Raw genomic sequence first — 19,863 nt, 5'->3', positions numbered from 1 at the left:
GCTCCCTGCGGTCACCACAGTGCGTGGTGCTCACCCCCGAGCACCACCACACACGGTGAACCCAAGGGAGAAGAACCCATGACCAAGAAGATCGTCGCCCTCGTCGGAGTCCTGCTCGGCGCCGCCATCGTCGGCGCCGTCGCCTTCGCCGCCTGGACCTCCAGTGGCGCCGGCTTCGGCACCGCCCAGTCCACCCAGGACAAGGACTCGGCCATCACCGCCGAGGCCTCCGCCGCCGACCTGTACCCCGGCGCCGAGAAGACGGTGACCGTGCGCATCACCAACCCGAACGACTACCCCGTCATCGTCACCGGCATCTCGGCCGGCTCCTCCGACGCGGTCAAGGACTGCGCGGCCGACTCGGTGCGCAGCGACGCCCGCGACAACGCCCGCGGCATCGACCAGGTCGGCGACGCCGGCGCGGTGATCGAGCCCAACGATTCGGGTGTCTACGAGCTCACCACCCGCATGACCAACGACCCGTCGAACGCCTGCAAGAACCAGTCGTTCAACCTGCCCCTCACGGCGTCCCTCGCGTCCGCCGCCACGGCGCAGGACTTCTGAGCCCCACCGGCACCGCGGTCCCGAACCGGGACCGCGGGCTGGCCCGGCGGGTGCGGCCACACCGACCGCACTCCCCGGGCGAGCCCTGCCGCCACGACCCCGTTCCGACCCTCCGACCCGCTCCGAGGACCCGATGCCCCTCCCGACCCGCCGCCGACGCACCGAGAAGGCCCTCGTGGCGGTGGCCGTCGGCCTGTTGGCGGTGCTGTCGGGCGCCGGCGTGGCGTCGGCGTGGTGGACGTCCGCCGCCGTGGGAGACCTCGACGTATCCACCACCACCGTTCCGGCGCCGGCCGCGCCGGCCGCGTCGGTGTCCAGCCGTTCGATCGTCCTCAGCTGGCCCCCGGTCGCCATCGCCGGCGAGGTCCCCGCGTCGAGCTACTCGGTGAGTCGCACGTCGGCGGAGGGCACCGTGGACGTGGCCGCCTGCACCGGGACCGCCACCACCTGCACCGACACCGGAGCCCCGATCGGCACCAGCCGGTACCGGGTCACTGCCCGGTACCGGACGTGGACGAGCGATCCCGGCCCGGCGACCACGGTCAACGTCGGCGGCCCGGTGCTCACGCTGCCCTCGTCGGTCTCGAGCCTGCCGACCACGCTGACCGGGTCGCTGTCGGGCGCCGTGCCCCGCACCGCGCTCGCGTTCCGCCTGGACGACCCCGTCACCGGCACGGCCCTGTCGGGCACACCGGCCTCGGTCGGCTCCGGGCCCTCGACCGCGGTGTCGGTGGTCCTGCCGGCGGGCACCACGGACGGCACGCACACCGTCTACGCGATCGCCGGCGACGAGGTGACCGGGAGTGCCGTGACCGTCTCGGTCGGCGGCTCCCCCTCCGCCCTGACGTGGGTGAGCAACCGGGACGGTCGGGGCCGGCTCAGTGACGTGGTGCGCGTGACCTACTCGGCCGCGCTCTCCCTCGCGAGCCTCGCCCCCAACGACCCCGACGGGAACGTCGGCGTGCTTGTCACCGTGTCCGACAACCCCGTCGCCAACGGCAACGACCTGCTGCGCGTGACCGGCGCCTCGGGCAACGCCGTGGCCTTCGGCGAGATCGACCTCGGCTCGCGGAGCTTCGTCACCGGCACCACCACCTACGGCACGGCGTCGAAGCCGTCCACCCTCGTGTGGAACAGCACCTCACGCACCCTCACACTGACCCTGGGGACCGAGAGCGGCGCCAGCCCGCGCCGCGTCTCGTCGAGTGTCACCGCCACCTACCGGCCGGGCGCCGGCCTGCGCACCGCCGGCGGCGGGGCCGTGACCGGCGCGGTGACCGTCCGCTCCGTCGCCTTCTGACCGGCCTGCGCCGGGTCGCGGCGGCCCGGTACATTCGCGATGCGGGGGCGAGGGTCCTCCGGGGGAAGGTCGGTCGCAGTGCTGCGCAAGCTGCTGGCGGGGTCCATGGTGGTGTCGCTCGTGGCCGCGCTGGCCCTGGCGCTCGCGCCCCGGGCCGAGGCCTCCGGGGTCACCACCCACTCGTGGATGGCCACCGACGCCATCGCCCTCGTGGACGACCCCCAGTTGCAGGCACTTCTCGAGGCCCACGTCGACCAGGTCGCCGCGGGTGCGCACTTCCCCGACAGCGGGTACGCGAACTCCCAGAAGGGCTACGACCACACCTACGGCGAGGAGGCCCACTGGCCCCGGTTCTCCTACGCCTACCTCGACCAGATCCGTGACGACCCCGACTGCGGCGACCTCACCGACCCGAACGGGCCGTGCGCAGCACGCATCGCCCACGTCCTCGGCTCGATGGCCCACGGGTTGGGTGACGAGGTCTGGGACTGGTTGTTCGAGCCGAACGCCCCCGACCGTGGCGAGAGCTACATCCCCCCGGCGCTCGGCATGCAGGGGTTCGGCACGGGTGGCATCGAGCTCCAGATGGACATGATCGCCATCGAGGATCACGCTCGCCCCACCCAGCCCGCGCTCCCCTCATGGCCGGCCCAGGGTGACCTGCTCTCGGTGTTCCACGGCATCGGCCGCAACGACATCGTCGGCCAGGACCTGCTCAACGGGCAGGACAGCATGGCCTTCGTGCGCGACGGCGAGCGCTTCCTGACCAAGCACTTCCACGACCACATGACCGAGAACATGCCGTGGACGTCGGCCCACATGATCACCGCGCCCGGCGGCATCCGCTTCGCAGCCACCGCCATCGCCGCCGCCTACGAGAGCATGTGGGGCCGGCTGCTCGGCGACCAGCCGCCCACCGAGGTGTCCATCACCTACCCGGCCGACGGTCAGCAGGACGTGCCCCGCACCGGCTGGGACCGGGCATCGTTCCTCCCCGGGTCGTCCGCGGACCGAGGCGGGGCCGAGACCCGCATCGTCGCCGTGCTCAGCGGCAGCCTCCCCTACCGTCCCCTCGTGAGCTCCCCGGGCACCATCCCGTCCGAGCTGCCGCCCGGCGCCATGACCCTGACCGAAGCCGACACGGGGACGCCCGTCCCCCTCCGTGCGGGCTACCCCCGCATCGTGCCGTACAACCCGGAGGCCGGCGAGCACACCATCGCCATCCAGCCCGACGGCAACCTCGCCGCCTGCACCCGCTACCGGGTGTCGGTCACCGAGGACCTCATCGACGGCGCCGGCCAACCGGTCGTGCCCTACTCGTGGACCTTCCGCACCAAGGGGTGCCCCGGTGTGCGGGTGCGGCCCGACGCCCAGGTCCGCGTCGGCGACGACGGGGTGTGGATGGGGTGGGACGTGTACTCGGCGAACGGTGCCGACCAGAACCGGTCCACCACCGCACCCGTGGGCGGCACCGCCGAGTTCACCATGCGCTTCCGCAACGACGGCAACCGCACCGAGCGCTTCACCCTCAAGGGCCAGCAGCCGCTGGCCGGCTTCGGGGTCCGCTACTTCGATGCGGCAGGGACCGACATCACCCGGGGCGTGCGTCTCGGCACCTACCGGACGGCACGAATCGCACCCCGCGGTGAGGCCGTGGTGCGCATGAGGGTCGAGGTGCGGTCCAACGTCGCGCCCGGCGGCTCCATCACGCGACGCATCAAGGCCTTCTCCTCGGTCGATCGCCGGGTGAAGGACGCGGTCACCGCCACCGTCACCGAAGGCGCCGCTCCCGAGCTCGCGCCGGCACCAGGCTTCGAGCTCACCCCCGCCACCTACCAGGCGCTGGCCCCCTCGATCATCTGCGTCCTCGAGTAGCGCCGCCGTCGCCGGACGGCCCGGTGCCGCCGTCGGCCCCGTCGACCTCCTCGGCGGCGGGCGCGACGGCGCGCTCGGAGCGGAACTTCTCGTCGAGGCTCTGGGCGTCGTCGGGGTCGCCGACGCGACGGGTCACCGCCCAGCTGAGCGCGAGCTGCACGTCCTCGACGAACGACGGGGGGACCGCCGACGAGTCGATGGTCAGGTGGAGCAGGAGCCCGTCGCGCAGCGCGTTGAACAGCAGGCCGATGCTCTCGTAGGTGAACGGGGGCCGGGGCTCGATGCCCCATTGGTCGCCGATCGCCTTGTACCCGGCGGCGGTGTTGGCGTCGTTGGTCCGGTACAGGGAACGGAGGCGGTCGGCCACCTTCTCGTCCTGGGCATGGAACGCCCAGAGCACCATGCGCGCCACCTGCACGGGGTCCTCGGCGTGGAGGCGGAACGTCTCCCCGACCCGCTCGCGCACCTCGCTCGCCGGGTCCTCCCGCAGGGGCGGCATCCGCTCCGCCAGGCGGGCGAGGCGTTCGGACGACGAGCTCACCGACGGATCGGTGACGTAGTCGATGAAGTCGTCGAGGTACTCGGACTGCGAGGCCCAGTTGAGGTAGAAGGTCTGGCGGTGCAGCCCGGCCCGCTCGGCGACCGCCCCCGTCGTGAGGACCCGGCTGAGGTCGCCCCGGCTCGACTCCGCCAGCAGGTCGGCACCCGCTTCGAGCAGACGCCGGCGGCTGTCCTTGCCGCGCCCCCCGCTCGCATTGGCGTCGTGATCGATCATCCGGGGTCGATCACCCGTGTGGCCTTCGTGGCATGGGGTACGACATCCAAGCGATCGACCTCGTCGGTGGGGGCATGCCAAGAGATCAGCGCACCGATTCTGACACGGCCGAACAAGCGGCAATGACAATGTCACTTGTTCGCTAGACAGAGGTGTACAGTCACCGCCCATGGCGAGCATCAAAGCAACCAACCGCACCATGTCCGATTCGCACAAGGCCGCTCTCGCCGAGGGGCGTGCGCAGGGACGCGCCGTGCGCCTGTATCTCGAAGCGCTCGAGACCTCGAAGCCCAAGCGAGGCCGCAAGCGCACCCGTGACTCGGTGGCCAAGCGCCTTGCCGTGGTGGAGCAGCAGCTCGAGTCGGCCGACCCGGTGAAGCGCCTCCAGCTGAGCCAGGAGCGTCTCGACCTCCAGGCCGAGCTGGCCACCGAGGAGGAGACCGTGGACCTCGCCGGGATCGAGGCCGAGTTCGTCGCCGCGGCCAAGCCCTACAGCGACCGCAAGGGCATCACCTACGCGGCGTGGCGCGAGATCGGTGTGCCCGCAGCGACCCTCAAGGCCGCCGGCATCACCCGAAGCAGCAAGTAACGCGCCTGGCCGGCGGCGGCGGGGTCGACCGCCGTCGGCCCGCCGCCGGGCGATCCCGCGTCGATCGGTAGGTTGAGCGCCATGGCTCCCGCCGACGCCCCGCGAACGGTCGAGCACGAGCGTCTGGCCGCAGTCGACGCCCCGGAGGGCGACCTCTTCGAGGCCAGCGAGTGGTACGAGTGGGGCCCGTACCTGTCGGAGCGCTCGTGGGGGACGGTGCGCGAGGACTACAGCGCGGACGGCGACGCGTGGGGCTCGTTCCCCCACGACCACGCCCGGTCCCGCGCCTACCGCTGGAACGAGGACGGCCTCGCCGGCCTCTCCGACCTGCGCCAGCGACTCTGCCTCTCGCTCGCCCTGTGGAACGGGGTCGACCCCATCCTCAAAGAGCGCATCTTCGGCCTCACCGGCCCGGAAGGAAACCACGGCGAGGACGCCAAGGAGTACTGGTGGTACCTCGACGCGCTGCCGAGCCACGCCTGGCTGCGCTGGCGGTACCACTATCCCCAACGCCCGTTCCCCTACGGCGACCTCGTCGAGGAGAACGGCCGGCGGGGGTTCCACGATCCCGAGTACGAGTTGCTCGACACCGGCGTGTTCGACGACGACCGCTACTGGTCGGTGGAGGTGACCTACGCCAAGGCCGACGCCACCGACATCGCGATGCGGATCGTGGCCACCAACCACGGGCCCGACCCCGCGGAGCTCCACGTCCTGCCCACGCTGTGGTTCCGCAACACCTGGGCGTGGGGCGACGACGACCCCGTCGCCCCGACGCTCCAGGTCGACGGCTCGGCCATCCGCGCCGACCACCCCACCCTCGGCCCCTACGCCCTGCTCGCCGACGGGGGTCCCGACGGCGAGCCCCCGACGGCGCTTTTCTGCGACAACGAGACCAACACCGCTCGGCTCTTCGCCACGCCGTCCACCTCCGCCTTCCCCAAGGACGCCATCAACGACCACGTGGTCGACGGCGCGGCCACCGTCAACCCCGACCAGGTCGGCACAAAGGCGGCCTGGTGGTACCGGGTGGCGGCCAGGCCCAGAGAGACCGTCGAGCTGCGCCTGCGCCTGCGGGCCCTCGACGGCGACGCCAACGGCCCCGACGCGTCGGCGCCGGACTGGGCGGGCGCCGACTTCGACCGGGTGCTCGCCGACCGCGAGCGCGAGGCCGACGAGTACCACGCCGCACTGCTCCCGGCCGAGGCGTCGCCCGAGGTGGCCGCCATCGCCCGCCAGTTGGCCGCCGGCCTGGTGTGGACCAAGCAGTACTACCCCTACCGGGTGGCCCGCTGGCTCGACGGCGATCCCGGCCAGCCCCCGCCACCTCCCGAACGCGCGGCGGGCCGCAACGCCGCGTGGCGGCACCTCGACGCCGACGACGTGCTGGCCATGCCCGACGCCTGGGAGTACCCGTGGTTCGCGGCCTGGGACCTCGCCTTCCACGCGGTTCCGTGGGCCCATCTCGATCCGGCGTTCGCGAAGTACCAGCTGCTGGTCCTGCTGCGTGAGTGGTTCCTGCACCCCAACGGTGCGCTGCCCGCCTACGAGTGGAGCTTCGACGACGTCAACCCGCCGGTCCACGCCTTCGCCGCGCTCCGGGTGTTCCACATCGACGGCGACCGGGACCTCGACTTCATCGAGCGCGCCTTCCACAAGCTCTCGCTCAACTTCATGTGGTGGCTGAACCGCCAGGACGCCGACGGCAACAACCTCTTCGGTGGGGGGTTCCTCGGCCTCGACAACATCAGCCCGATCGATCGTTCCCACCTCCCCGAGGGGGCCACCCTCGAGCAGGCGGACGGCTCGGCATGGATGGCCTTCAACACCCTCAACCTGCTCGCCATGGCCGTCCACCTCGCTCAGCAGGACCCGGTCTACGACGACCTCGTCATCACGTACTTCGAGCGGTTCGCCGCCATCGCCCGGGCCATCAACCGATCGGGCATCTACGACGCCGACCGGGGCTTCTTCTACGACCGCATGCTCACCCCCGACGGCGACGAGCAGGTGGGGGTCGAGAGCATCGGTGGGGCCGTGCCCCTGTTCTCGTCCGCCGCGGTGCACGGCTCGTTGGCCCGGGGGCGACCCGCGATCGCCCGCCGACTGGCCCGCATCTTCGAGCGCGAGCGGGAGGACCCGTCCGAGCTGGTGGCCCTCGGACGGGTGCGCGGCGAGGGCGACGAGACGAGCGTCCTGATCAGCGTGGTCGACCCCGAGCAGCTGCGCCGCTCGCTGGCCGTCCTGTTCGACGAGGGCACCTTCCTGTCGCCGTACGGCCTGCGCTCGCTGTCCAAGCGCTACGAGGACAACCCGTACGTGGTGCGGGTCGACGGCGCCGAGTACGCCGTCGACTACGAGCCCGCCGAGTCCACCACGCCGATGTACGGCGGCAACTCCAACTGGCGCGGGCCCGTGTGGTTCCCCATGAACTACCTGGTCATCCGCTCGCTCGTGCGCTTCCACGACTTCCTCGGCGAGGAGTTCACCGTCGAGTACCCGACCGGCTCGGGCGTCCAGCGCAGCCTGCGCGACGTGGCCCAGGACCTCACCGACCGGCTGACCGACCTGTTCCGCCGGGGGGCCGACGGGCGGCGCCCCGTCTTCGGCGGCGTCGACCGTCTGCAAGACGACCCGGCGTGGGACCACCTGCTGTTCTTCGAGTACTTCCACGGCGACGACGGCGCCGGACTCGGCGCCTCCCACCAGACCGGTTGGACCGCGCTGCTGCTCGACCTGCTCCTCGACCCGCCGCGGTCGGCCGTGCCGCTCGACCTCCTCGCCTTCGGCCTCGAGGGCTGAGGTGGGACCGCCCGCCGGCGCCCGCCGGCGCTTCCCCGTGCTGTTTCAGCTGAACGCCCGCACCTTCGTCCGCTCGCTGGGCCCCGACGCCACGCTCGACGCGATCGACGACGAGGTCCTCGACCGTGTCCTGCCCCCCCAGGTCGACTGGCTGTACCTCCTCGGGGTCTGGCAGACCGGGGCGGCGAGCGCCGAGGTCTCCCGGTCCGTGCCCGAGGTGCGGGCCGAGTGCGCCGCCACCTTGCCCGACCTCGTCGACGCCGACATCTGCGGGTCCTGCTTCGCGGTCACCGGCTACCGGGTGCACGACCGCCTCGGCGGCGACGCCGCGCTGGCGCGCCTGCGCGCCCGGCTCGCCGCACGTGGCGTCGCCCTCATGCTCGACTTCGTCCCCAACCACACCGCCCTCGACCACCCCTGGGTGGCGCTGCACCCCGAGCGTTTCGTGACGGGGACCGAGGAGGACCTCGCCGCCAACCCCGCCAACTGGACGCGCCTCACCACCGGGGGCACCGAGCGCATCGTCGCCCACGGGCGCGACCCCTACTTCCCGGGATGGACCGACACCCTCCAGCTCGACTACTCGTCGACGGCCCTCCATGCCGCAATGCGCGAGCAGCTCCTCATGGCCGCGTCGCACGGCGACGGCCTGCGCTGCGACATGGCCATGCTGTTGTTGTCCGACGTCTTCGAGCGCACCTGGGGGCGACCCGCCGACCCCTTCTGGCCCGGGGCCATCGACGCGGTGCGCGGCCGCCACCCCGGCTTCACCTTCATGGCGGAGGTCTACTGGGGCCGCGAGCCCGATCTCCGGGCCCAGGGCTTCGACCTCACCTACGACAAGACGCTGTACGACCGGCTGGTCGCCGATCCCCGAGCGGTCGGCGACCACCTCCGCGGCGACGGCGCCGGCCAGGCCGGGGCGGCACGGTTCCTCGAGAACCACGACGAGCCGCGCGCCGCCACCGTGTTCGGCACAGGCGACCGCCACCGAGCAGCGGCCGTCGCCACCCACCTCGTTCCGGGGCTGCGCTTCCTCCAGCACGGCCAGCGCGAGGGCTGGACCGTCCACGTGCCCATGCACCTCTGCCGGGCGCCGGTGGAGCCGGACCAGCCCGAGCTGACCGCCTTCTACGACGCGTTGCTCGCCGTCCTCGGCGACCCCTTGGTGCACGAGGGCGCATGGACGCTCCTCGCCCCCACCGAGGCCTGGGCGGGCAACCCCAGCCACCACGACCTGCTCGCCTTCGGATGGAGCGCGGCGGGCAACGACACCCTCGGCCTGCTCGCCGCCGTGAACCTGTCCGACCACTGGGCGCAGGCGTACGTGCCGCTCCCCCACCCCGAGCTGCGCGGGACGTCCGTCGTGCTCGACGACCGCCTCGGCCCTGCCCGCTACGCGCGCTCGGGCGACGACCTGTGCGATCGGGGCCTGTACCTCGACGTCGGCCCGTGGGCCCACCACGTCTTCGCCGTCACCACTTCCGACTGACCACCCCCCGACGTGCGATCAGTCGACGGCGACGGGCGTGCCGTCGGGCGGCTCGCCCTCGGGCGGGGCGATGGTGACCACCGTCGAGTAGCACATCTCGTCCTCGGTGCCCTCGGCCCAGGTGACGTAGCGCGGCTCGGCGGCCGGGTCGACCAGGTTCCGGTCCCAGCTGCACTCGACCCGGATCACGTCGTCCTCGTCGAGCACGATCCGGTCGGCCGGGTGGTAGTTGAACTGCCAGTCGAAGTCCCACCGGGGGATGTCGAGCAGCACCTGCTCGTCGGCCGCGCCGGGGTTGAGGGTCATCCGGAACGACGCCCCGAGCTCGTGCTCGTGGCCGAGCACCGACAGGATCTCGCCGGTGCGGCGCACGGGGTGGTCGCACGAAGACCGGGCGATGCTGCCGTCGAGCACGGCGAGCTCCTCGACCGTGGTCCCACACTCGAAGTGGAGGCCATCGGCGATGCTCCTCGCCCCGCCGTAGAGCGCGTCGAGCTCGTCCAGCGCCGCGTCCCGGTCGCACAGGGGCCCGGACTCGGTGGGGCCGCAGGGGATCTCGGCGGGGGCGAGGTAGGTGGTGACTTCCGCCGCGGCGTACGCCTCCGGGTCGGTGCGGTCGAGCTGGAGGACGAGGCTCGACCGGTCGGGCGGCGCGGCGTGGCCGAAGTGGTAGTGGATCTGGGTGACGAAGAACTCGCCCGCCTCGAGGGGCATGGCCACGCCTTCGGGCAGCAGGCTGGCGGGCTGGCCGGGCGCCCACCCCATGACGAGGCGGGGACCGCCGCGGGTGGGCGAGGACGCCCCCACACCACCGAAGCACTGGTAGCCCGTGCCCGGGTCGGCCTCGTCGAGCGCCTCGACGTCCGCCCGCGCATCGGGCGCCATCCGGTACACGAGCGCGTGGTGGACGAACTCGGTCTGGTCGGGGACGAACTCGTAGCCCGTGACGGCCACGTCCTCGTCGAGCTGCGGATCCATCACGATGCAGCGGTAGTCGTTGGCCAGCGCGGTCGAGCCCTGGTACGGCTCGTCGGCACGGAGGCGGGCGTCGACACGAGCATGCAGCCGGTCCTCGGCGGGCGCCTCGACCGGGGCCGTCTCCTCGACGTCGAGGGGGGCGCCGGCATCGGCCCACGCCGCGATGGCGTCGATCTGCTCTCGGGTGAGGCGGGCGGAGTGGTCGAACTCGACGCTGCGACGCGACGCGGGCCAGGGCGGCATGTAGCGGGACCGCACCGAGAGGGCGAGGCCGCTGGCCACCTCCTGGGCGTCGGCGGCGGTCTCGAGCTTCCACACCGCCGATCCGGCCTCGCCGGGCTGGTGGCACGACGCACAGGACTGCTCGAGGATGGGCTGCACCACGCCGGCGAACGAGGGTGCGTCGGCGGGGTCGGCCGGCTCGTCGCCCTCCGCGACCGGCGCGGTGGCGACGGCGGCTGGGTCGGGCAGCTCGGTGGCGTCGACCGCGGTGAGGGCGAAGGTCAGCTCCACCTCGTCGCCGCTCTCGACGAAGCCCGCCATGCGGATGGGGCCGATGCCGAAGTCGGACAGGAGCACGGTGGTGGCGGCGTCGATGCGCAGCTCGTCGCCTTCGAGGGTGACCGTGGCCGGGACCGTGACGGGGACGGTCACGTCCTTCACGGTCAGCTCGCCCGACAACTCGACCTCCTCGGCGCGCCCGTCCACGACCTCGTCGGGCAGCCCCTCGACCCCCGTGGTGCGCAGGGTGGCCAAGGGGTATTCGTCGGACTGGAGGTAGTCGTGGCGCAGGCGGCGGTCGCGGAGCTCCTCGTCGGAGGTGAGCTGCTCGACGTTGACCACGAGCTCGCCCACCCGGGTGCGCGACGCGTCCTGGTGGTCGACCCGGATGTCGCCGGCGACACCCTTGGTGGTGCCGGTGGCGTGGTGGGTGACCCCGGCGAGCCGCTCCTCGACGCGGTAGGACACCTCGGAGCGGGTGGCGTCGATGCGGTACACGACCTGGCCCGGCCGGCGCACCTCGAGCCGCGGGGCGTCGGGCACGGCGTAGGAGACCACGGCGGCGTCGACCTGGAAGGTGCTCAGGTAGAGCCAGGTCCCCCCGGCGACCACCGCGACGAGGACGAACGCGCTCACGAGCAGCACCGGGTGCGCCCAGAGCCTCCGCCCCAACCTCGCCATCCGTGCCCCCTCGTGCTGCCCCGTGCCGGTCGGGGACACGGTAGCCGGGTCGCTGCTGGGGCCCGAGGCCCCAGAGCCGCGGTGGCCGACGCAACCACCGCTCTGCCAGCGTGGAGACTGTGACGATGGCGGCCGACGATCCTCGTGGCGCGGTAGCCGCCCCCGAAAGGGAGCGACCACCGGCGGCGACGGCCGTCGGCGCGCCACCGCGGCGCTCGACGCCCTACGTCCCCGCCCTCGACGGCCTCCGTGGCCTCGCGGTGGCCGCCGTGCTCCTCTTCCACGGCGGGTTCGACTGGGCCACGGGCGGGTTCCTCGGCGTCAGCACCTTCTTCACCCTGTCGGGATTCCTCATCACGACCCTGCTACTCGCCGAGCACGACCGGAGTGGGCAGGTGGGCCTCCGCGGGTTCTGGTCCCGTCGCTTCCGCCGCCTGCTGCCCGCGTCGCTGCTCTGCCTGGCCGGGGTCGTGGCCTTCGGCGCCTTCGTGGCCACGAGCGCCCAGCTCGAGACCCTCCGGGTCGAGGTGCTGGCTGCGCTCGCCCAGGTGGCCAACTGGCAGCTGATCGCCTCGGGGACGAGCTACGCCGACATCTTCACCGCCCCGTCCCCCGTCCAGCACTTCTGGTCGCTGGCCATCGAGGAGCAGTTCTACCTCCTCTTCCCCCTCGCGATGGCCGGCCTGTTCGCCCTCGGCCGACGGCTCGGCAACCCTCGGCGGACGGTGACCGTCGGCCTCGGGGTGGCGCTGGCCGGATCGCTGCTCGCCACCCTCCTCCTCCAGGGCGCCGCCATCGACCGGATCTACTACGGCACCGACACCCGGGCCGCGGAGCTCACCGTGGGCGCGCTCTTGGCCGTCGCCCTCCACCGTCGGCGGGTCGACCGGGCCCTCGCCTCCCTGCTCGCCTGGATCGGCCTGGCTGCCCTCGGGGTCACCGTCCTCGCGTGGTCCGTGGTGCGCCTCGACGACGCCTGGCTCTACCAGGGTGGCCTTGCCGCGTTCGCCCTCGTGTCGGCTGCGGTCATCGCGGGCGCCCTCCAGGACCAGGGCCCCCTCCGGGCCGCGCTGGCCTGGGAGCCGCTCCGGCGACTCGGTCTCATCTCCTACGGCGTCTACCTCTTCCACTGGCCGATCTTCCTGTGGCTCACCCCCGAGCGAACGGGTCTCGGGCAGTGGCCGCTGTTCGGCCTGCGGGTGGCAGTGACCCTCGGCGTGGCCATCGGCTCCTACTTCCTGCTCGAGCGCCCGGTACGGGCTCGCAGGGTGCTCACCGGCCACCAGCCGCTCGTGCTGGCGCCGCTGGCGATGGCGGTCATCGTGGTGGGCACGCTGGCGGTGACCGTCCCCGACCCGGACGCCGACCCCACCTTCGCGGAGGCCCAGGCGCTGCTGGAGTCGGGCGACTTCGGCGACGCCCCCGTCGGCGACATCACCGCCACCACCGCGCCGCCCGATCTCGCCGCCGCAGGGCAGCCCGAGATCGCCATCTACGGCGACTCCACCGCGCTGCGCATCGGCCTCGGCTTCGGCGGCTGGGTCCAGGCCACCGGCCTCGCCCGGGGCGAGGGCGGGTACACCGAGCTCGGCTGCGGGCTGATGCCGAGCGACCTGTTCACCCACTTCCGCTACGACGGGGAGGCCGACGCCCCCGACGTGTGCCCGCAGGTCGACGGGGTCTGGACCGACGACATCGCCACCACCGACCCCGACATCGCCGTCGTGATGGTCGGCCCCTGGGAGGTGGCCGACTGGTACGACGACGAGCGGGACGAGTGGCGCCACATCGGACAGCCCGACTTCGACGAGCTGCTGCTCGGGCGCATCAACACGGCAGTCGACGTCCTGTCGGCGGGCGGCGCCGAGGTGTACTGGCTGACGAGCCCACGCATCGTGGTGGGCATGCAGGACGGGGTGGCGCCCACCTACCAGCGTCCGGCGTCGAACCCGCTGCGCATGGCCCGCTTCAACGCCCTCGTCGCCCAAGTGGCCGCCGAGCGGCCCGACGACCTCGAGGTGATCGACCTGGCCGGCTACCTGCGCACCACGCCCGGCGGCGAGCTCGACCCCGCCCTGCGACCGGACGGCATCCACTTCACCTGGGACGCCGCCACCCAGGTGAGCAGCGACTGGCTCGGGCCCGAGATCCTCCGTCGCTACCTCGCCGGCGGAGCACCGGCGGCGGCCACCTCGACCACGACGGCCACCTCGGCCACGACGCCTGTCCCGGGCCCGCCCGAGCCCGGGGCCACGGCGCCCGCATCCGGCTGAGGGGCCCAACCGGTCAACGCCGGGCCCCTCCGGGCCGATGAGGGAAGGATGACCCTGCTCACGGCGACGCTGCTCGTCGCCGCCGTGCTGAGCGTGTTCGTGCTCGCCGGCCACCTGCGCCGCGAGCCGGAGGCGATCCCCCGGAAGCGGCGCCGGTCGACGCCACCTCCCCGCCTCCCCGGGGACGGCGACACCCCCCTGCGGCTGCTCCAGGAGCGACAGGCCCGCGACGAGTACGCGCAGCAGCGGGTCGATCGCTTCCGGGCCGACCGGGACGAGGCCGACCGCCGGGTGCGGGAGTGGGCGGCCCACGTCGCCCGATCGCGCAAGGCCGAGTGGTACGGCTACGAGGCCACCACGGGGCTCATCGAGGTCGAGCTGGGGCGCGAGGCCATGGCCGTCGCCCGCGACCAGCTCCGCCACGGCGCCACCGTCGATCAGGCCGTCCGCCACGCCATCGCCGTGGTGGAGGAGCTGACCGTCGACGTGGTGCAGCGGGTCGGCCTGATCATCGACGAGTGGACGCCGGCGCCCGTCCCCGAGGACGCCCGCCGGGCCGACCGCCGCCGGCGCATCGAGCGCCTGCGGGCGAAGGCCGCGTCGACCACGTTCCCGGAGGAGGCCGCCAGCTTCCGGGCCAAGGCCGACCAGCTCGCCGCCCGCTACGGCATCCCCGCCTGAGGACGGGCCTCGCCGCGTCGCTCCCCGCACTCCGTGACCAGGATGACGTCGCCAGGAGCGTCTCACTGGGACAGAGCGACCGGCGCCACCACCGCTGGCGGCGTCAGCGGATGCGGGCGGTCCAGGTGGTCTGATCGGTGGGCATGCCGGCGCCGAAGTCGAGGCGCAGGCGGAACCGGCAGCCGTCGTCGCTGCGGGTCTCGCAGCGGTAGTCGGCCGGGAGCGGCAGCCGGACGGTCACCGTCCGGCCGTTGTAGGCGGCGTTGGTCAGGCCCGTCAGCGTGCACGTCGCGCTGGTGGTGACCTCCGGCGTCGGGGTGTCGCGGGTGAAGCTGCAGGCCGGGAGCGGCGAACCGGTGCGGTCCGGGGGCGGCACGACGGTGAGAGAGGCGTTGGCCCCGTCGGCCACGTCGAAGAGCTCGACCTCGAGGGTGCGTCCGGCGTGCCTGCTGGGGACGCGGGCCAACGAGAACCCGCTGGTCGTGCCCGCACCGGCCTGGTTCACGTAGATGGGGAAGCGTCCGTCGGCGGCGACCTGGATCCCGGCGGCGAAGTCGTCCGACCCCGGGTCGCCCGCGCCCGCGCGCACGGCGTACTTGTTGTACCCCCCGGTCGCGACCGCGGGGTCGTGGCGGGAGAGGCTCGTCGGCGGGTCCGACTGATCGGCGGTCGTGGTCACCTGGAGGAGGTAGTCACCGGCGACGACTTCGGCCGCCGGCACCTCGCAGACGTCGGTCCAGCGCCGGAAGTGGTCGACGAAGCGGAGGTGCTCGGGGCCGATGGGCCCGTCCTTGTACCCATCGGCCTGATTGAGCAGTGCGTAGACCGACTCGTCGTAGGCCCCGAACGTCACCGCGCAGACCACCGGGTTGTCGAGGGGGATCTCGGGGGTGCCGTCGGGTGCCCGCACGAGGTAGGTGGTCTCGACGTCTGTCCCGCCGTAGTCACCGTCGGCCACGCACCACTGGTTGTTGCCGGCGGCGTACCTCGTGGCCGCGTCCGGCGGGGCGCCCTGGGCCACCAGGGTCGCGGCCCGCGTCGTCCAGGTCGATCCAGGAGTCGGCAGGTTCATCCCGGTCGAGCAGGTGTTGCCCACGTCGAGGAAGGACGGGTCGAACACCTGGACATGGAGGTCGTCGGCGGTGGCGGCTTCGTCGACCGAGATCCGGTACAGGTAGCCCTCCTCGGCGTAGTCGAGGTTCGTCCCGCCGGCGCAGCCGCTGTAGGCGCCGGTGCAGTCGCCCGCGGTGTACCGGTCCCCGTTGACCTTCGTCGAGTCCGGTCCCGCCACGTTGAGCCAGAAGTGCGGGCGCTCGTAGCCAGGGACCGCCCACTGCTCGGGGTCGTTGCCGACGGTGTTGCCCGTGCCGCCCATGGCCAGCGGGACGTCGGGCCTGGTGATGGCGGCGTCGGCGGTCGCGGCCCCGCCGGCGGTGACCTCGATCACGTCGGCGCTGGCGTAGTCCGCCTTGTCGTCGACGTACTCCTGGGCCCTGCCGCCGGACGGATCGACGAGGGTGACGCGGTACGGGCCCGGCACGAGGCCGTCGATCCGGTAGGCGCCGTCGGCGCCCGTGGCGGCGCCGCCGGCCACCCCCGTGGGCCCGATGGCGAAGGCCCAGGCGCCGACCACCGGGGTCCCCGCCGGGTCGTCGGTGACCGCCCCGGCGATCGAGCCGCGGGTGGGAGCCAGCGCGGCGTCGGCGGTCGCCGGCGCCGTGACCGGGTCCGCCTCGTCGAGAGCCGTGTTCGGACGACCGTCGTACCACTCGGCTCCGTGCCCACCCGTCGGGTCGACGAAGACCAGGAAGTGCGCGCCGGCGGGGAGACCCAGCTCGTACCGGCCGGCGTCGTCTGCGGTGGTGGCCCGGGCGAGGCGGAAGTCGGCGGCCCGCAGCGCCAGGACGACCGCGCCGGCCACGGGACGGCCGCCGCCCGCTTCGGTCACCGTGCCGGCGACGGTCCCCGCGGACTCCAGCACGGCCTGGGCCGGGAGGACCCCGTCGACCGACGTGCGCTCACCGGCCGTGACCGCCACCGGCGTGGCGCCTGGCACGGAGGGCGAGCCCGCGTGGAAGCGCACCTCGTGACCGCCCGCCAGGTCCGCGAACCCGACGAGGTGCTCACCCGGCCCGATCCCGGCGACCTCGTAGTGGCCCGCGGCGTCGGCCGCGACCACCCGTTCCACCGTCCCGCCCCGCTCGAGCACCAGGGCCAGCGCCCCGCCGAGGGGCCCGGCGCCGCCGGTCACCGTGCCGCCGACCGTCCCTCGTGACGGCGCCATCACCACGTCGGCGGTGCCCATCGCGTGGGGGACGACCACCCGGAGGGCGGGCGCGGTGGCGACGGCCGCCGCGTGCCCGCCGGCGGGGTCGAGCAGGTAGAGGAAGTACTCCCCGGGCTCGAGCTCGACCCGGTAGCGGCCCTGGTCGTCGGCCACCGTGCCCCCTTCGAGGCGGTAGTCGCTGGAGCGCAGCACCGCGACGAACGCGCCGGGCACCGGATCGCCGGACCGCGAGTCGCGCACCGTCCCCTCGAGGCCGCTCGGCGTGTCCAGCACGCTGACGGTGACGGGGTCCGCTGCAGTCGGGTCCGGGGTCTGGGCGCTCGTGGCCGTCGGCGCGAGCGTGAGGGGCCCGAGGTCGGCCTCGCCCAGCAGGCGGGTGCAGTCGACCGTCACCGCGGCGCGCAGGGCCAGGTCCCCGGCGGGACCGGAGCACCCGGGGGCGGCGGGCAGGTCGATGACGACATCGGTCAGGGCGACACCGCCGGTGTTGCGGACGGTGACGTCGACGGCGACCTCCTCGCCGATGGTCGCCTCGGCGGGGTCGACAGAGACCGCGACGGCGAGCTCGGCGATGGGTTCGGAGCCGAGGTCCACCGGACCCACCGATCCAGGGGTCTCGTCGTCGCCGATGTCCTCCAGGTTCCCGGAGCCGAGGATCCCAGACGCACCCTGACCCCAACAGCGCACCGAACCGTCGTCGAGCACCGCACAGGTGTGCTGTTGGCCCCCGTCGACCGTCACCGCCGTCCGGCCGGTGCCGAGGTCGACCGGCCCCGCCGCCGCCGGGGTCTCGTCGTCGCCGACGGTGGCGGTCGTGCCGTAGCCCAGCTGCCCGCGGTCGCTCAGCCCCCAGCAGCGCATCGAGCCGTCGTCGAGCACTGCGCACGTGTGCCAGCCGCCGGCACCGATCGCGACGGCGGTCCGGCCGGCGCCGAGCTCGACCGGCGGGAAGGACCCCGGCGTCTCGTCGTCGCCGATCACCCCGTCGCCGGCGCCGGCGCCGTCGCCCAACAAGCCGTCCTGCCCCACACCCCAGCAGCGCACCGAGCCGTCGTCGAGGAGGGCGCAGGTGGTGTGGTAACTGGCCGCGAGGGCAACAGCCGTCCGCCCCGGGCCGAGGTCGACCGGAGGAACGGCGGCAGGCGTCTCATCGTCGCCGATGGCGATCCCGGTCCCGAGGCCGTTCTCCCCATGGGCGCCCGCACCCCAGCAACGGACCGAGCCGTCGTCCAGCAGCGCACACGTGTGGGCGAGACCGACGGCGACCGCCGTCGCCGTGCGCCCCGGACCGAGATCGACCGGAGGCACCGACGCCACGGCCTCGTCGTCGCCGATGGTGTCGGTGGTCCCGAGGCCCAGGTCCCCCGAGCGGGACCGTCCCCAGCAGCGGAGGTCACCGTCGACGAGTACGGCGCAGGAGTGGTCGTACCCGGCGTCCACCGACCCGGCAGCCACACCCCCGAGATCGACCGGCGGCGCCGTCGCCGGATCACCCTGCTCGGGAGCGGTGCTGTTGCCGAGCTTGCCGTCCTCGTCCTGACCCCAGCAGCGCACCGACCCGTCGTCGACCACGGCGCAGGTGTGCGACAGACCGGCGCCGAGGGAGACGACCCGCCGGCCCGCGCCCAGGTCGATCGGGCCCACCTCTGCGGGCACCTCGTCGTCGCCGACCGAGCCGTTGTGGCCGGGATACCCGAGCGACAAGAGGTCCGCGCCCCAGCAACGTGTGGAGTCGTCCTCCATCAGCGCGCAGGAGTGGAAGCCACCGGTCACCACCGACTCGGCCCGCAGCGCGGGCACCGTCGCCGCTGCAGGGTGCGGCACGACGACAGCGGCCAACGAGACGACGAGCACCATGGCCAGCGCCGCCCAGCCCCATCGACCCTGCGCGCGATGACCCACGATCCATCCATCGGCCTGGAACCAACGACATTGGAGGAAATACCTCCCCGGATTCGGGGGGCTATTTCCTCCAAAGAAGGGGGGATCGCGGGACGGGGCGGTAGGGCGGCGGCGGCGGGTGCGCTAGGAAGGGGCCATGGTCTCCGAGACGTTCGACGCAGCGGCCTGGCGTGAGGTCGAGGGCTTCGACTTCACCGACATCACCTACCACCGGGCCGTCGACCAGGGCCCGAGCGGCCCCACGGAGCGGGAAGGGGGCCCGAGCGGCCCCACGGAGCGGGAAGAGGGCCCGAGCGGCCCCACGGAGCGGATGGCGGGCACGGTGCGGATCGCCTTCGGCCGACCCGAGGTGCGCAACGCCTTCCGGCCCCACACGGTCGACGAGCTCTACCGCGCCCTCGACCACGCCCGCATGAGCCCCGACGTGGGCTGCGTGCTGCTCACGGGCAACGGGCCCTCGCCCAAGGACGGGGTGTGGGCGTTCTGCTCGGGCGGCGACCAGCGCATCCGCGGGCGGGACGGCTACCGCTACGCCGACGGCGAGACCGCCGACACCATCGACCCGGCCCAGTCGGGGCGCCTCCACATCCTCGAGGTGCAGCGTCTCATCCGCTTCATGCCCAAGGTGGTGATCTGCCTCGTCAACGGGTGGGCTGCGGGCGGAGGCCACAGCCTGCACGTCGTCTGCGACCTCAGCCTGGCCAGCCGCCAGCACGCCCGCTTCAAGCAGACCGACGCCGACGTGGGCAGCTTCGACGGCGGCTTCGGCTCGGCCTACCTGGCCCGCCAGGTGGGCCAGAAGTTCGCCCGCGAGATCTTCTTCCTCGGCCAGGAGTACTCGGCCGAGGACGCCTACCGCATGGGGGCGGTCAACGCCGTCGTCGACCACGACGAGCTCGAGGCCGAGGGCCTTCGCTGGGCGTCGCTGGTCAATGCCAAGAGCCCCACGGCCCAGCGCATGCTCAAGTTCTCGTTCAACCTCATCGACGACGGCCTGGTGGGCCAGCAGGTGTTCGCCGGCGAGGCCACCCGCCTCGCGTACATGACCGACGAGGCCGTCGAGGGCCGTGACGCCTTCCTCGAGCGCCGGCCGCCGGACTGGTCGCCTTTCCCGTACCACTTCTGAGCCACGCCGGCGCCGGGCACCGGTGCCGACCCGCTGC

At 73.2% G+C, this 19,863-nt stretch carries 12 protein-coding genes; 9 read left to right on the top strand and 3 right to left on the bottom strand.

Going from position 1 to position 19,863, the window contains the following annotated elements; all coding sequences use genetic code 11:
- Positions 1–78 precede the first annotated feature (78 nt).
- From JNK12_03855 to JNK12_03845, 3 genes are all read left to right on the top strand, one after another.
- A complete protein-coding gene (locus tag JNK12_03855; GenBank protein ID MBL8775036.1) occupies positions 79–564 on the top strand; it encodes a hypothetical protein in 486 nt (161 codons plus the stop codon).
- A 133-nt stretch (positions 565–697) separates the two neighbouring features.
- The gene (locus JNK12_03850; protein MBL8775035.1) at positions 698–1,864 is read left to right on the top strand and encodes a hypothetical protein; all 1,167 of its coding nucleotides are present in this window, start codon (positions 698–700) and stop codon (positions 1,862–1,864) included.
- Between the two features lie 78 nt (positions 1,865–1,942).
- The gene (locus JNK12_03845; protein ID MBL8775034.1) at positions 1,943–3,739 is read left to right on the top strand and encodes an Ig-like domain-containing protein; all 1,797 of its coding nucleotides are present in this window, start codon (positions 1,943–1,945) and stop codon (positions 3,737–3,739) included.
- Here the strand turns inward: JNK12_03845 and JNK12_03840 are convergent.
- Complete coding sequence (locus tag JNK12_03840) at positions 3,720–4,514, bottom strand: TetR/AcrR family transcriptional regulator (GenBank protein ID MBL8775033.1); 795 nt, start codon at positions 4,512–4,514, stop codon at positions 3,720–3,722. The two genes, JNK12_03845 and JNK12_03840, sit on opposite strands and share 20 nt — an antisense overlap.
- Positions 4,515–4,683: 169 nt before the next feature.
- Here JNK12_03840 and JNK12_03835 point away from each other — a divergent pair, with 169 nt between their 5' ends.
- From JNK12_03835 to JNK12_03825, 3 genes are all read left to right on the top strand, one after another.
- Positions 4,684–5,103 (top strand): hypothetical protein, encoded by a 420-nt coding sequence (locus tag JNK12_03835; protein MBL8775032.1) that lies wholly within the window; start codon positions 4,684–4,686, stop codon positions 5,101–5,103.
- An 81-nt stretch (positions 5,104–5,184) separates the two neighbouring features.
- Positions 5,185–7,905, top strand: coding sequence for a hypothetical protein (locus JNK12_03830; protein ID MBL8775031.1), 2,721 nt, complete (start codon positions 5,185–5,187; stop codon positions 7,903–7,905).
- A gap of 1 nt (position 7,906) precedes the next feature.
- Positions 7,907–9,397 (top strand): hypothetical protein, encoded by a 1,491-nt coding sequence (locus tag JNK12_03825; protein ID MBL8775030.1) that lies wholly within the window; start codon positions 7,907–7,909, stop codon positions 9,395–9,397.
- 18 nt (positions 9,398–9,415) lie between these two features.
- Here the strand turns inward: JNK12_03825 and JNK12_03820 are convergent, their stop codons facing one another.
- Positions 9,416–11,557, bottom strand: a complete 2,142-nt coding sequence (locus tag JNK12_03820; GenBank protein ID MBL8775029.1) for a YceI family protein — start codon at positions 11,555–11,557, stop codon at positions 9,416–9,418.
- A 125-nt stretch (positions 11,558–11,682) separates the two neighbouring features.
- Here JNK12_03820 and JNK12_03815 point away from each other — a divergent pair, with 125 nt between their 5' ends.
- Entirely contained in the window at positions 11,683–13,830 is a 2,148-nt protein-coding gene (locus JNK12_03815) for an acyltransferase (protein ID MBL8775028.1), read from the top strand.
- 48 nt (positions 13,831–13,878) lie between these two features.
- Positions 13,879–14,511: a DUF2786 domain-containing protein gene (locus JNK12_03810; GenBank protein MBL8775027.1), complete on the top strand. Its 633-nt coding sequence runs from the start codon at positions 13,879–13,881 to the stop codon at positions 14,509–14,511.
- A 103-nt stretch (positions 14,512–14,614) separates the two neighbouring features.
- Here the strand turns inward: JNK12_03810 and JNK12_03805 are convergent, their stop codons facing one another.
- Positions 14,615–18,700, bottom strand: a complete 4,086-nt coding sequence (locus tag JNK12_03805; protein ID MBL8775026.1) for a carboxypeptidase regulatory-like domain-containing protein — start codon at positions 18,698–18,700, stop codon at positions 14,615–14,617.
- A gap of 136 nt (positions 18,701–18,836) precedes the next feature.
- Here JNK12_03805 and JNK12_03800 point away from each other — a divergent pair, with 136 nt between their 5' ends.
- Positions 18,837–19,826 carry a 1,4-dihydroxy-2-naphthoyl-CoA synthase gene (locus JNK12_03800; GenBank protein MBL8775025.1) on the top strand — a complete coding sequence of 330 codons (990 nt, stop codon included), beginning with the start codon at positions 18,837–18,839 and terminating at the stop codon, positions 19,824–19,826.
- Positions 19,827–19,863: the final 37 nt, after the last annotated feature.

The sequence above is a fragment of the Acidimicrobiales bacterium genome, from assembly GCA_016794585.1.
In the GTDB taxonomy this organism is placed as follows: domain Bacteria; phylum Actinomycetota; class Acidimicrobiia; order Acidimicrobiales; family DATDAH01; genus JAEUJM01.
Note: the sequence above shows the minus strand (reverse complement) of the source record. Positions and strands in the feature narration are given on the sequence as shown.